The following is a 15,427-nucleotide window of genomic DNA, read 5'->3' as shown; positions in this document are numbered from 1 at the left end:
ATCTTAGAACTTATTTGATTTTAGCTGCTAATTCTCTTAGATATCATAATCCTATTTTCAAAGAATATTACTGGAAAAAGTTTAATGAATCTAATTCTCATCGTCATATGAGAGCTCTTGTATTAAGCGGTAGAAAATTTGTCAATCTTATTTTTTATTTACTTAAAAACAATGTACCTTATATTCCCATGAAATAATTTTTTCTCATCCTTGTTTTATTATTTATTTTCTTTTATTTTTGAATTTCAATATTCTCAAACTATTAGCTTCTTTTATAGCTAATTATTTCCTTTTTGCTCTTTTTTACTGATTTGACTCCCTACCGGAAATCTTTATATATAATTATATTTTTATTTTAATATGTTTCTAATAAAGGAACAGTAATTAATCAAAAGATTATAATTATACTTGGAAAAACAAAAAGCATAGGCTTTTACCCTAATTAATCAATTTTTCTAAATTCATTTTTTAACCTCCAAAAAATCTTTGTTCAATTAATATTTCGTCTTAAATAATTCTTTTCCTTAACGTATTAATTAGCAAAGCCAGTTAATACGTTATATTTTTGATGAAATTAGACTAAAACTTTTGATGTACATAGATAAAATATAAAAGCAATCATATGATTAGCTTTGCTAATTATATGATTGTGTGATATAATATTATTATACTAACAATTCGGGGGTGAAATTAGTGTTAAGTAAGGATTTAATAAGCGAAATAATAGGTACTGTGTTAAAACACGGTGGAGATTTTGCTGAAGTATTTGTTGAGAAGAGGTATACTAATTCATTTGAAATGAAAAATGGAGATTTAGAAGCAGCCTCATCTGGTAATACATTTGGGATAGGTATTCGAGGTTTTCTTGGAACTCAAGCTGTATATGCATATACAAACGAGTTAAGTAGAGAAAGTTTGTTAAGTGTAGCAAAAAGAGTTGGAGAAGCTCTTGGTGAAATAAAAATAAAGGATTTCACATTAAATCTAACAGAAAAAAAGTATGAGAACAAGCATGTTGTTTTAGTATATCCTGATGATATTACAAAAAGAAAAAAAGTTGATGTTATGAAAAGAGCATATGGTTCAGCAAAAAATTATTCTGATTTAATAAAACAGGTAGTAGTTAGATATTGGGAATATAATCAAAAAGTTTTAATTGCAAATTCAGAAGGTGTTTTTGCAGAAGATAATAGAGTTAGAACAAGATTAATGATTTCTGCTGTTGCAGAAGAAAATGGAATAATGGAAACAGGATTTTATGGTCCTGGAGCAGGAATGGGATTTGAATTTTTTGATAGAATAGATGTTGAAGAGGCAGGTAAGTTAGCAGCAAGAACAGCTGTAAAAATGGTAAAAGCAGAACCTGCACCTGCTGGAAAATTGCCAGTTGTAATTGCAAATGAATTTGGTGGAGTTATTTTCCATGAAGCTGTTGGACACGCTCTTGAAGCAACATCTGTTGCAAAAGGAGCCTCAGTTTTTGCTGGTAAATTAGGCCAAAAAGTAGCTGCAGAATGTGTCTCTGCTGTAGATGATGGTACAATTCCTAATGCTTGGGGCTCAACTAATATAGATGACGAAGGAACGCCAACAAGAAGAAACTTACTAATAGAAAAGGGTGTATTAAAAGGATATATGATAGATAAATTAGGCGGTAGAAGAATGAATATGGAGCCTACAGGTAGCGCAAGAAGGCAAGACTATACATTTGCGCCAACATCAAGAATGACAAATACATTCATTTTGCCTGGAGATAATTATCCTGAAGAAATTATTGCGAATACCGAATATGGATTATATGCAAAAAGAATGGGTGGTGGATCTGTAAATCCAGCAACAGGCGAATTCAATTTTGCTGTAAATGAAGGTTATTTAATAGAAAATGGAAAAATAACAAAACCTGTTAGAGGTGCAACATTAATAGGAAAAGGATATGAAATAATACAAAAAATAGATATGGTTGGAAATGATATAGCCAGAGGTCAAGGTATGTGTGGATCAATTTCCGGAAGTATTCCTGCAGATGTTGGACAACCAACTATAAGGGTTTCTGAAATAATTGTTGGGGGGCGAAATAAATGACATATAATGAATTTAAAGATAAAATATTCAAATTAGCTAAAGAAAAAGGTTTTGAAGCTCAAATTAAGTATAAAAAAGGATATGAATTTTCTTTAAGGTTAGCAAATGGTAAGATGGATGAATATAAAGATGCAAATAGCAGTTCAATTTCCTTGAAAGTATTAAAAAATGGGAAAATTGGATCTGCATCAACTACAATTTTTGATGATCCTGAAAAGTTATTTGAAGAAGCAATAACAAATTATGAGATTATAGACTCTAATGAAGAAAATATGTTTCATGATGGCTCAGGAGAATATATTGATATGCAATCATATTATGGAGAGTTTGAAAAATTAAGTGTTAAAGAAAAAATGGAAAAATTAAATAAAATGCATGAAGTTGCATCGAAAGATGAAAAAATAATGATGGTTCCAATGACAGTATATGCACATCAAACAACAGAATTAGCAATGGCAAATACTTTGGGATTGGATAAAACATATAAAGGTGACGGTGGATATGCATATTTATCAGTTGTTGCTAAAGACCAATCTCCAAGATCAGGTTTTTGGTATGGCATTGCACCATTGCCAGAAAAATTGAATGTTGAAGATATTGCAAATAAAGCTGTAAAAGAAGCAAAAGCAAAAATAGGAGCAAAATCAGTAAAGAGCGGAAAATATAGAATTATTTTTAGAAGCGATGTTTTTGCATCATTACTATCTACAATGTTAATACCAATGATTTCTGCAGAAAATGCACAAAAGAACATGTCTCCTTTAAAGAACAAATTAAATGAAAAAATAGGTAGCGAAATCTTAACCATAAAAGATGTTCCATATTATGAAGGATCTTTATCTAATGCTCCTTTTGATTCAGAAGGAGTACCAACAACAGAAAAAGATATTATCAAAAATGGTGAATTTAAAACATTTTTATATGACTTAAAAACTGCAAAAAAAGAAAATAAAAAGTCAACCGGTAATGCTGCTGGAAGAGGAATTTCTCCAATAAATTTATTAGTTGAACCAGGTGAAGAAAGTTTTGATGAATTACTTAAGAAACTTGATAATGGTATTATTATTACATCCTTAGAAGGATTACATTCTGGTGCAAATCCAATTTCTGGAGAATTTTCATTAGGAGCACAAGGTTTAAAGGTGGAAAATGGAAAAATTATTGGCGGAGTTGAGCAAATCACTGTATCTGGTAATTTCCTTGAAATATTAAAGAAGGTGGAAAAAGTAGGAAAAGATATTTGGATTTCATTTAGCAGTACTATAGTCCCATCTGTTATAATTTCTGAAATAGATATTGCTGGTAACGAATAGGAGAGATTTTTATGGCATTAGATATTAGCAGTCTTGAAAAAGCTATAAATTCTCTGGATATGCTTATACAAAAAACAAATGATAATGAATTTATGGAATCTCTTGATGTAACATTTAGATATGGAATTAAAGCTGGAGTTATACAGAACTTTGAATTTACATATGAATTATGTTGGAAATTTATGAAAAGATGGCTTGAAGAAAATATAGGGAAAATTTATGTAGATGGCATACCAAGAAAAGAACTCTTTAGATTAAGTTATGAAAATAAACTTATAGATAATGTTCAAAAATGGTTTAAATACCATAAATATAGGAATTTAACGTCTCACACATATAATATTGAAATTGCAGAAGAAGTTTTTGAAGTATCAAAAGAATTTATAAACGATGCTAAATTTTTATTAGAGAGGCTTAAAGAAAAAAATGACTTTTGATATTAAAGAGGAATATTTTAATTTAATTATAGAAATTCTAAAAAGACATATGTGTAATTGCACAATAATAATTTTTGGTTCCAGAATTACTGGTAAATCAAATGAATCTTCAGATCTTGATATTGCTATTGATTGTGGAAAAAAGTTAGATTTAACAATTTTGTTTGAAATTGAAGAAGATTTTCAGGATTCGGATTTGCCTTTTAGAGTTGATCTCATTGATTGGCAAAGAACTTCCGAAAGTTTTAAAAATATTATATTAAATAATTGCATGAAAATAAAAATATAGCGACTTTGTGTCGCTATATTTTTTTAGAGAATTTATATTTTCACAAATTGCCTAATGTGTTGCAAGTTTGCACATATAGGCAATTTTGTTTATTTACAAACATAAAAAAAAGGTTTATACTTAATCATGTCAGAAAAATTTGAAGGAGGTTATCAAGAATGAGTGTTTATCAAAGAGAATATAATCCAAAAAAACCAAAAGGAATTGAAAATAAAAAAGCCTATCTTGTAGGTTCAGGTATAGCATCTTTAGCAGCAGCATTTTACTTAATAAGAGACGGTCATATGGACGGAAAAAATATTACAATTTTTGAAAGAAAAGATATAAACGGTGGAGCTTTAGATGGTATAGGTGATCCTGAAAACGGTTATATTATCCGCGGTGGTAGAGAAATGGAAGAACATTATGAATGTACATGGGATATGTTCGCAGATATTCCATCACTTGAGGATCCAAACAAAACAGTACTTGATGAAATGAAAGAAATAAATGACTGGGATCCGAATGTATCTGCCCAAAGGGTAATTAAAAGTGGTGGCGAAAGAGTACCTGTTAAAACACTAGGGTTAGAAGAAAAACATATAAAACAATTAACAAAGCTATTTTTAATGAAAGAAGAAGATTTGGGAGCAATGACTGTTGAAGAATTTTTTGATCCATCATTTTTAGAAACAGATATGTGGTTATTATGGAGAAGTATGTTTGCATTTCAAAATTGGCATAGTGTATTAGAAATGAAAAGATATATGGAAAGATTTATTCATCTATTACCAGGTATGACAGAATTAAGAGATATTTTATTTTCAAAATATAATCAATATGACTCTTTTGTAATACCATTAATAAGATGGCTAAAAGAACATGGGGTTAATTTTGTAAATAACACACAGGTTATAGATCTTGATATAGATATAACAGAAAATGAAAAGGTTGTAACAGGTATTCATTTAATTCAAAATGGAGAGAAAAAATATATAAAAACAACAAGAGATGATTTAGTATTTGTAATAAATGGTTCAATGACAGAAAATTCAACTTTAGGTAGCATGGATAAAGCTCCAGAATTGAATACGGAATTAGGCCCAGTATGGAATTTATGGAAAAATATTGCTGCAAAAGATCCCGCATTTGGAAGACCAGAAGTTTTTTATGAAAACATTGACAAAACAAAATGGGAATCATTTACAATGACATTTAAAGATTCAAAAATAGCAGATGTTCTTAGAGATCTTACAGGAAGAGACCCATATTCTGGAAGAGTTGTAACTGGGGGTATTGTAACAATAAAAGATTCAAATTGGCTAATGAGTGTTACATGTAGTAGACAGCCACATTTTGCAAACCAGCCAGATAATGTCTTGGTATTATGGGCATACGGTTTATTCCCGGATAATGAAGGTAATTATATAAAGAAAAAAATGAGTGAATGTACAGGTGAAGAATTATTAAGAGAATTATTATATCATCTTGGAGTAGAAGGAGAATTAATGGAAGAAATTGTGGATAGTGCAATAGTTATACCAGCAATGATGCCGCATATAACAAGCCAATTTATGCCACGTGTAAAAGGAGATAGACCAGAAGTTGTACCAGAAGGAAGCGTTAACTTAGCATTCTTAGGTCAATTTGTAGAAATAGAAAATGATTGTGTGTTTACAGTGGAATATTCTGTACGTTCTGCAATTATAGCTGTTTATAAATTATTAAATCTTGATAAAAAAGTTCCTGAAATTTATCCAAGTAAATATGATATAAGGCATGTTATAAATGCAACTAAAACACTATATAGTGGAAAACCTTTGCCTGCAGAATTTTTTGTAAAAAAACTTTTAAAAGATACATCTCTTGAAGGATTAATGTAATGTAAACTGAGACAAATAATCCTATTTTTTAAATTTAATAAAATAATAAACCGAGGAAATCCTCGGTTTATTATTTTACCTTTATCATCAATATTATTTCTTTATTTCCTTTTTCTGCTATTTCCTAAATAATATTATTTATTCCTTTTAAATTTTCTATCAATGTTTTCAAAAATGTAGTTTTACCTGATTCTTCTGGAGATATAATATTAAAATATCCCAAATTTTCTATATGACCAAGTGCTTCTTACAACACATCTAGTTGTTCTACGTAATAACATGTTTTTTTATCAACAGGTTCTGATGTGCAAAATATTCTCATGGGTTCATCCCCGCATTACTCGCTACTGCGGGTAATAGAATAAATACTTTAATATATATTAGAAAAATAAAATCCGTTAAATATTTACATAGCAAATATTTAACCTCCGGTGAGGTATTACATCCTTACATCAGTTATAAAGACTAAAGAGATTATATTAAAAAATTAATAAAAACATCTCCAGATAATTTCTGGAGATGTTTTTATAATCTCGTCCATAATTTTTCAGAAACTTTTCTAGCTTCACTATAAATTTTTTCAACTTTAAATTTTATCTCTCTATCTTTCATTAAAAATTCCCCATCAATTATTGTATCAATAACATCTAATTTATCCCATATTCCAAAAAATACATGTCCAAAAATATTGTCTTTATTCAACGGTGTGAAAGGTATATAATCATATGATATCATATCAGCTTTATACCCTTCTTTTATTCTCCCAAGTTTTATTCCCAACATTTCTCCAACAAGCTTGTATACGTTATCTATATTGTTTTTTAAATCTTCAAAATTAAAAAACGTCGGATCTCCATACCTGTATTTTTGAGTAAAATATAAATTTAAATACTCTCTTGTAATGTTATATCCCAAACCATCATTACCCACAATAGTGTTTATTCCTTTTTCTTTTAATAATTTATAATTTGGTAATCCCACTGCATTATTCATGTTTGATGTAGGGTTTAATGCAACATATATATCATATTTTGACATAATATCCGCTTCTTTTTCATTTATGTGCACACAATGGGATAATATTGAATTTTTATTCAATAGGTTAAACTTTTCTAATCTTTCTACTACTCTTTTTTCGTATTTATTTAATGAATCTTCTTCATCTTCTATGCTTTCAGCAACATGTATATGTATTGGCGCTCCCTCTAAAGTATCAGAAACCTTTTTTAATGTTTCATTTGATAAGGAAAGTGATGCATGTAGCCCAAACATACCAACATATTTTTCCGAAGAACTTTTCAAAAATTCAACATTTTCTTGTATACATTCATCTACATCAAATCTATCACTTGTTTCAAAGCAAAAGATTCCACGTATTCCTATTTCATCACTTAATCCTTTTTTTAATTCATTTAATGTCCCTTTTATTGCCATACCACTGGCGTGATGATCAATTACAGCAGTTATTCCATTTTTTAAAAATTCTATACCGCTTACAAGAGCGCTGTAATATGTTGTTTCTAAATCAATCTTTGAATCCATTTTCCACCATAACTGTTTTAAAATATCTGAGAAACTTTTCGGATTAAAATCCACACTCATTCCTCTTGCAAATGTTGAATATATATGTGTATGTCCGTTAACAAAACCTGGCATTACGAGTTTCCCTTTAAAATCTATTATATTTTCATTTCCGTTTTTTTTGAAATCTTCCATTGGACCTACTTTTATTATTTCTTCATCAAATCTTATATATTGGTTTTTTCTGTAACTTTCATAATCAAAAATATCACAATTAATTATGACTTTTACCATACAATTTCTCTCCTTTTTATATACGAACCTTTAACTCTTTGATTTAAAATTCCATCTTTTATAATAAATTTTCCTTTTGATATTGTTGAAATAATTTTTCCTTTCACCTCAAAATTTTCATATGGAATATAATCAGATTTGGAATGGTGATTTTTTATTTCCCATTTTTCATCCGGATCAAATACAACCAAATCTGCATCATATGAAGGTAATATTTCACCTTTTTTATTCAGACCATAATATCTGGCAACATTCCTTGTAAATTTGTCAATTATTCTTTCACCAAATTTTGTATACATTAAAACAAATGAAAACTCGACACCACCAATACCCATTGGAAGACCATTTATATATTCTCCTGCTTTCTCTTTTTTGTAAAACGAACAATGATCTGTTCCTATTGTATTTATATATTCTATATTGTCAATTAATAAATTTTGTTCTTCTTCACTTCTCAAAGGCGGTGTCATTGTATATAAATACCCATTTTCTGTATTATATATATCTTCAGTGAAATAAAAATAATGAGGACAACTTTCAATAACCAAATTTTTTCCTAAAATATGATTAAATTTTTTCTTTAATTCTTCTAATGTTTTTCCACTTGTTAAATGAACTATATATAATTGAGCATTATAATATTCTGACATTTCTGCTAATTTTATTACTTCAGACAATTCAGAAATTGTTGGTCTGTATTTTGAATGATCTGCAATTTTTATTTTATTATTTTCATATTTTCTTATAATTTCATCGTTTTCAGAATGTATCAAAATAACTATTCCATAGTTTCTGGACAATTCTAATAACTTTGAAATATAATCATCATATGTCCTTCTATTTGAAGACGAATATGTGGTGAACAGTTTAATGCTCGACAGTCCTAATTTTTTTGCAGTACTTATTATTTTTTCGGGCTCATCTGTAGGATTTGCTATAGTTGCATGAAAAGCATAATCCCCGACGCTTTTTTTTGCATCACTCAATCTTTCATAAAAAGCTCTTTCCAATTCATCCGCAGTTCTTACTGGCGCTAAAAAATCTATATATGTCGTTATTCCTCCGTATGCTGCAGAGATTGATCCAGAACTGAAATCATCTACTGAAATAAAATTCCCTAGATCAAGATGAAAATGAACATGTGAATCTATAAAACCGGGAAGTAAATACTTCCCGGAAATATCATAATATTTTTTTGCTTCTAACATAGATTTTGAAATGTCATATATTTTTCCATTTTTTATATATATATTTCCCTCAATAAACTTACCGCTTATATAAATCTTACCGTTTAAAATACCTAAGTCAAACATAAAATCACACCTTATTATCTTCCACCCATTAACAATGTCATTACAGCCTTTGCAGTATGTATTCTGTTTTCTGCCTCATCAAATATAACTGAATGAGGGCCATCAATAACTGAATCAACAACCTCTCTTCCTCTATCCGCTGGCAATGCATGCATATAAATAGAATCTTTTCTTGTCAATTTCATTTTTTCCTCATCACAAATCCAATCTTTATGTTTTCGTGTTTCTGCCATTATTTCTTCAGGATCGTCTGAAACAAAGAATCCGCCCCAGTTTTTAGGGATAACCACATGCGCATCAACAAATGCATCTTCCATTTTATGTGTAATGTTCAGTTTTCCGCCATATTTTTCTGCATTTTCCTGTGCCTGTTTTACTATATCTGGCATTAAATCAAATTTTTCAGGATATGCCAATGTAACATCCATACCTAGTCTTGTAAATAATAATATTTGTGATTGTGGAACTGATAATGGTTTTAAATGACTTTCTGCATATGCCCAGCTAATACCTACCTTTAATCCTTTTAAATTTTTCCCAAATCTTTCTTGCATTGTCATTGCATCTGCCAATACCTGAAATGGATGATAAATATCGTCTTGCAAATTCATAACTGGAACTTGAGAAACTGATGCCATGCCTCTTAAGTATTTATTTCCCTTTCCAAATTCACATGCCCTAACAGCAATTCCATGGCCCATTCTTGCCAAAACTCTTGCTGTATCTTCTGGAGTTTCGCCATGGGATAATTGCATCATGCTTGGGTTTAAAAAGTTGGCATGTCCTCCTAATTGAGCTATTCCTGCTTCCATTGAATTTCTTGTTCTTGTTGATTGATCAAAGAAAATCAAAAATAGTGTTTTATACAACAAATATGGTGTTGGTATATTGGATGCCATCTTAATTTTTAAATCTCTTGCTAAATCTAACATCATTTCTATTTCTTCATTTGTAAAATCCTGTGTTGTTATGAAATGTCTACTTTTTTCTGTTTTAAAAAATGCTGACATAATGTCTACCCCCTTGATATATTTTTATGAATTTTATGGTTATCTAAAAGTTTTATACATATAATTATTATTTTATTTTTTCAACCAGTGTTTTTGGGAAGTTTGCATAAAATGCTGCAGCTTTTACAAGATGTTCGATCTTTACCTTTTCATTGGGTGCATGTGCATATTTTTCATCACCTGGGCCGAAACCAACTGTTGGAATATTATAAACACCAGCTGTAGCTATACCATTTGTGCTAAATGTCCATTTATCTATTAATGGTTCTTTGCCAAATGTCTTAACATATGTTTCTTTTGCTGCTTGTACAACATCTGAATTTTCTTCAAGTACCCATGTTGGAAAATACTTTTCAACAGGATATTCAATTCCAGTATATGCAGGTTTTGAATATGTCAATTCCACTATTTCTGCATCAATTCCTGTTTTTCTAAATATCTCTTTTATTTCTTCGAATGCACTTTCTTTAGTTTCTCCTGCTGTAAGCCTTCTATCAATATGAATAACACATTCATCTGGAACAGCATTATGTGAAGGTGATTTAAAGAATATTTGCGAAACAACGATTGTCCCTTTTCCTAAGAATGGGTCATAATGTAAATTTTCATTCAATTTTTCTATTTCATTTATTATTTTTGCCATTTTATAAATTGCATTGTCTCCTCTTTCTGGTGCGCTTGCATGCGCAGAAAGTCCTACTGTTTTTATTCTGAATTCTATTCTTCCCCTGTGCCCTCTGTACACATTTAAGCTCGTAGGTTCTGTAATAACTACAAAATCAGGTTTTATTTTATCTTCTTCTACTATATATCTCCAGCAAAGACCATCGCAATCTTCTTCCATAACTGTACCTGTTACATAAACAGTAAAATCCTCAAGAAGATTCAATTCTTTTAAAATTTTCATTCCATATACCATGGAACACATTCCGGCTTTTTGATCGGATGCTCCTCTTCCATATACCCATTCATCATCCCAATCGCCACTAAATGGGTCTTTATCCCATAAATCGGGGTTCCCGACTTCAACAGTATCAATATGCGCATCCATGGCTATCACATGTTTTCCATTCCCAATTCTCCCAAGAATGTTTCCAATTCCGTCAATTTTGACTTCATCAAAACCTACCTTTTCCATTTCCTCTTTAATTACCTGAATAACTTCTCTTTCTTCCCCAGAGTAGCTTCTTGCCTTGATTAATTTGCTCATGAACTTTACAATATCTTCTCGATATTTTTCTGCTAATTCTAACGTTGTCAAATTTATCCCTCCCTATTCAATCTTTATAAAATTATATAACTTTTACTTTAAAATTAAAAACCCATACAACTTTCATTAACAGTATTTTAGTATTTACAATTTTAAATATTCCGGATTATCCCGTTTATTTACATAATTGCTGCAAAATACAAAAAAATAGCGCCAAATTCAGGCGCTGTCGATAATTTGTAAATTACTTTTCTGGAGAAACATATAAAGTTTTAAAATTATTGTATAAAACCATACCAGGTTTTGCCCTTTTTGGTTTCCATACGTGCTTTTTTTGTGTATAATCTATAGAAACCTTAGATGAAAATCTTCCTTTAGAATATTTCGCAGCAAGTTGTGCTGCAAATACCAATACATCTTCTGGAACTTCCTGTTTATTTGTTTTAATAATAACATGTGCTCCAGGAATTCCCTGTGCATGCATCCATATATCATCTCTATCCGCTTCTCTTGTAATTTTATCGTTTTGTATATTATTTTTTCCAACTAATATTTTAAACCCTTTATATTCAAATTCGTATGGTTTTGATATTATTTTTTTCCTTTTTTTGATATTATTTTTTTCTGATATTATTTTTTCTAAAATTATTTCTTCTTTTATTTCTTTCAATGTTTCGAGATCTTCAGCTAAATCTATACTTTGCCATAATTGATAAAGATAATCTATCATCTCTTTTGTAATCTTTAATCTTTCTTTTAAATGTTGTTCTTTTGATTTTAGTTTATGCACCTTTTTAAAAATATTTTGTAAATTTTCATTTGGTGATTTTAAAGGATTTAGTTCTATTTTAACTTTCTCACCAGTTTCCCAATCTTCAACTTCAACAAAATCTACTTTTCTGTCAAATTTGTATAAATACGCTTGCAACAATTTACCTTTTTTTTCTAACTCTGGGATTTTTTCAATTTCTTTTTCCTCTTTTTTTAACTTTCTATATAATTTTTCATATTTATCAATTTCTTTTATTACTGTTTTTTCTAATTTTCTCTTCATTTCAGAATATCGAGAGTTTATACTTTGAACTTCAAATAATTTCATCAATCCTTCTGATGGTGATTTTGTTATTTCATAATTATAATTTACTGGTGGAAACGATAATATTTCTTTCTTGTTATTATAATCAAAAAGAAAAACATTTAAATTATCCATGAACTCGGCAACGAAGGTATTTAAATCGTATTTTTCTAAATATTCGTATAAAAATTTTTTACTCAATTTAGAAAAACCCATTAAATTAGAATCTAAATCAAATCCTTTCAATTCGAGGATATTTAAATAATCTTCTTTATAAAAAGGCACATATTTTGCACCTGGCATAATTGTTCTTTGTGGTGCAATTCCTTTTTTTAATGCATCTAATATCTTATTATTTTCATCAACTAATAATATATTTGAGTTTCTTCCCATTAATTCGAAGTATAATCTATAATTTCTTAATTCAAATGTTTCATCTATTACTGACAATTCCATATATCCTAAACGATCTAACCCTAATTGCTCAATTTTTATAAGTTTTGCATTTTTTATTCTTTTTCTCAAAAACATAGAAAAATTCTGCGGAATGTCTGGCATATCCGGTTTTTTATCAAGTGAGATTAAATAAGCTGGATTCTTTAAAACAAATAATAAAAATCCTTTTTGAAATTGGAATAAAACCTCATCATTCACCGGTTGATATATATTCCTAATTTTTTGTCCTTCAAATTTTTTTGCCTCTCTTATTAATTTATTCAAAAGCAATCCATCTATAGGCATATAACTACCTCATTTCTCATTTTCATTAATTTTCAGTATAGCTAAAAATGCTGTTTGTGGTATAGTTACAGAACCAATTTGTCTCATTCTTTTTTTACCTTCTTTTTGTTTCTCAAGTAATTTCATTTTCCTTGTGATATCTCCACCATAACATTTAGCTAAAACATCTTTTCTTAAAGCTTTAATGGTTGATCTTGCTATAATTCTTCCATCTGCTTTTGCTTGTATTGGAATTTCAAACTGATGCTTTGGTATGAGATCTTTTAATTTTTCAACCATCTTTTTTGACATTTCATATAATTTACTTCTGTGAGAAATGAACGATAAAGCTTCTACTGGTTCTCTATTCACTAATATTGTAACTTTTAATAAGTCTGATTTTCTAAATTCTGTTATTTCATAATCCATTGAAGCATATCCTCTACTAATAGCCTTCATTCTATCAAAGAAATCAAAAATAATTTCTCCTAAAGGAACTTCAAAATGCAATACGACCCTATTTTTACCAGCGTTTGACACAGAAAGAAATTCTCCACGTTTTTCATTTTGAACTATCCCCATTAATCCACCCATATAATCTGGTGGGGTAATAATATCGAGTTTAGCATACGGCTCATAAACTTCTTCTAACATATCCTGATCCGGAAATTGTGTTGGATCATGTATTTCCAATTCTTCACCATTTTTAAGTTTTGCTTTATACACAACATTTGGTGCAGTTAATATTATTGTTAAATCAAATTCCCTTTCTATTCTTTCTTTGATGACGTCCATATGCAATAATCCTAAAAAGCCGCACCTGAAACCAAATCCTAATGCCGGAGAATGTTCTGGTGTAAATGTTAAAGCTGCATCATTTAATTTTAGTTTTTCAAGGGCTTTTCTCAATTCTTCATAATAATCAGGAACACCTGGATAAATTCCTGCATAAACCATTGGTTTTACCTCTTTATAACCTGGTAAAGGTTCATCCACAGGATTAGAAGCACTTGTTAATGTATCACCAACACGAGCCATATCAACCTCTTTTATCCCAGCTATTATATATCCAACTTCTCCTGCAGATAAAGACTCTGTTGCTATCATTTCTGGATGAAAAATACCTACTTCAACAACTTCATATACTTCTTTATTTGACATGGTCATTATTTTATCTCCGCGTTTTACAGAACCGCTATATAGTCTCGTATATACTATTACACCCCTATATTTATCGTATTTAGCATCAAAAATTAAAGCTTTTAATTTGTCTTTATCAGAACCTTTAATTGTTGGAGCTGGAATCCTTTTGATAATTTCTTCTAACAGTTCTTCCACACCTTCTCCTGTTTTTCCAGAAACCAGCAATGCATCATCCGCAGAAATTCCAATTAAATCCTCAATTTCATCTAATGTTTCTTCAACATTTGCGTTTGGTAAATCTATTTTATTAACGGCTGATATTATTTCTAAATCATTTTCTAAAGCTAAATATGTATTTGCAACTGTTTGAGCTTCCACACCTTGGGACGCATCAACCAAAAGAACAGCACCTTCACATGCTGCTAAGCTTCTGGAAACTTCATATGTAAAATCCACATGACCCGGAGTATCTATAATATTTATTTCGTAAGTGTTTCCATCTTTTGCATTATACATGATTTTTACTGGTTGTGATTTTATAGTTATTCCTCTTTCTTGTTCAATATCCATCATATCAAGATACTGATCATGCATTTTCCTTTTTTCAACACTTTTTGTTAATTCTAATATTCTATCAACTAATGTTGTTTTCCCATGATCTATATGGGCTATTATACTTATATTTCTTATAAACTCAGGATTATACATTAAAACACCTCCAAATCCTTTTTCTCATTATTATATCAAAATTTTCTTTAAAATATATGACAAATCATAAAATACTCAATTGTTTTTATTTACAAAATTTATGCCATTATAAATCTTGCAAAAAATGATCATTTATTGGGCTCTTTCCAAAGAAAGTTGACAAAGGAATGATAAAAATGTTAAAATAAAAGAAAAAGCGAAAGGGAAGAGCTAAATGAAAGAAATAATAAAAATGCTGGATAAAAGTTTAAAGTATATAAAACATGAAATAAAAGAAGACACAATATATATTTATGTAAAATCAAAAAAGAAAAAAGCAAAATGTCCAGTATGTGGAGAAGAAACAGATAAAGTACATTCAAAATACACAAGAAGCTTTCAGGATTTACCAATAGGAGGAAAAAAGGTAACAATAATATTGGAAATGAGAATATTTAAATGTAAAAACAA

General features: G+C 29.4%; 12 protein-coding genes and 1 pseudogene. 7 read left to right on the top strand and 6 right to left on the bottom strand.

The window, feature by feature from the left end; translation table 11 throughout:
- The 6 genes and pseudogenes from BUA62_RS11570 to BUA62_RS10030 all read left to right on the top strand — a co-directional run.
- Positions 1 to 197: pseudogene (locus tag BUA62_RS11570) on the top strand (IS110 family transposase); the annotation flags it as partial.
- Positions 198 to 693: 496 nt separating this feature from the next.
- Positions 694 to 2,082 (top strand): TldD/PmbA family protein, encoded by a 1,389-nt coding sequence (locus tag BUA62_RS10050; protein ID WP_072865922.1) that lies wholly within the window; start codon positions 694 to 696, stop codon positions 2,080 to 2,082.
- Positions 2,079 to 3,395, top strand: coding sequence for a TldD/PmbA family protein (locus tag BUA62_RS10045; protein WP_072865921.1), 1,317 nt, complete (start codon positions 2,079 to 2,081; stop codon positions 3,393 to 3,395). Before BUA62_RS10050 ends, BUA62_RS10045 begins: the two co-directional genes overlap by 4 nt.
- An 11-nt stretch (positions 3,396 to 3,406) precedes the next feature.
- Positions 3,407 to 3,832: a nucleotidyltransferase substrate binding protein gene (locus BUA62_RS10040; RefSeq protein ID WP_072865920.1), complete on the top strand. Its 426-nt coding sequence runs from the start codon at positions 3,407 to 3,409 to the stop codon at positions 3,830 to 3,832.
- A complete protein-coding gene (locus BUA62_RS10035) occupies positions 3,822 to 4,121 on the top strand; it encodes a nucleotidyltransferase family protein (RefSeq protein ID WP_072865919.1) in 300 nt (99 codons plus the stop codon). Before BUA62_RS10040 ends, BUA62_RS10035 begins: the two co-directional genes overlap by 11 nt.
- 158 nt (positions 4,122 to 4,279) lie before the next feature.
- On the top strand, positions 4,280 to 5,983 hold the full coding sequence (locus tag BUA62_RS10030; protein WP_072865918.1) for an oleate hydratase: 1,704 nt from the start codon (positions 4,280 to 4,282) through the stop codon (positions 5,981 to 5,983).
- Positions 5,984 to 6,508: 525 nt separating this feature from the next.
- Here BUA62_RS10030 and BUA62_RS10025 read toward each other — a convergent pair.
- From BUA62_RS10025 to lepA, 6 genes are all read right to left on the bottom strand, one after another.
- Positions 6,509 to 7,798 carry an amidohydrolase family protein gene (locus BUA62_RS10025; protein WP_072865917.1) on the bottom strand — a complete coding sequence of 430 codons (1,290 nt, stop codon included), beginning with the start codon at positions 7,796 to 7,798 and terminating at the stop codon, positions 6,509 to 6,511.
- Complete coding sequence (locus BUA62_RS10020) at positions 7,792 to 9,111, bottom strand: dihydroorotase (protein WP_072865916.1); 1,320 nt, start codon at positions 9,109 to 9,111, stop codon at positions 7,792 to 7,794. Before BUA62_RS10020 ends, BUA62_RS10025 begins: the two co-directional genes overlap by 7 nt.
- Before the next feature lie 14 nt (positions 9,112 to 9,125).
- On the bottom strand, positions 9,126 to 10,121 hold the full coding sequence (locus BUA62_RS10015; protein WP_072865915.1) for an ornithine carbamoyltransferase: 996 nt from the start codon (positions 10,119 to 10,121) through the stop codon (positions 9,126 to 9,128).
- 67 nt (positions 10,122 to 10,188) lie between these two features.
- On the bottom strand, positions 10,189 to 11,388 hold the full coding sequence (locus BUA62_RS10010; RefSeq protein ID WP_072865914.1) for a YgeY family selenium metabolism-linked hydrolase: 1,200 nt from the start codon (positions 11,386 to 11,388) through the stop codon (positions 10,189 to 10,191).
- A 187-nt stretch (positions 11,389 to 11,575) separates the two neighbouring features.
- Positions 11,576 to 13,147 (bottom strand): Rqc2 family fibronectin-binding protein, encoded by a 1,572-nt coding sequence (locus BUA62_RS10005; protein WP_072865913.1) that lies wholly within the window; start codon positions 13,145 to 13,147, stop codon positions 11,576 to 11,578.
- Between the two features lie 9 nt (positions 13,148 to 13,156).
- The gene (gene lepA, locus BUA62_RS10000; RefSeq protein WP_072865912.1) at positions 13,157 to 14,977 is read right to left on the bottom strand and encodes a translation elongation factor 4; all 1,821 of its coding nucleotides are present in this window, start codon (positions 14,975 to 14,977) and stop codon (positions 13,157 to 13,159) included.
- Between the two features lie 214 nt (positions 14,978 to 15,191).
- Between lepA and BUA62_RS09995 the strand changes: the two genes are divergently transcribed.
- Positions 15,192 to 15,427, top strand: a 236-nt coding sequence (locus BUA62_RS09995; RefSeq protein WP_143148366.1) for a transposase family protein, incomplete at its 3' end; no start/stop codon positions are given.

The organism is Marinitoga hydrogenitolerans DSM 16785 (assembly GCF_900129175.1).
Taxonomy (GTDB): Bacteria; Thermotogota; Thermotogae; order Petrotogales; family Petrotogaceae; genus Marinitoga; species Marinitoga hydrogenitolerans.
This window is presented reverse-complemented; position numbering and strand designations above follow the sequence as displayed.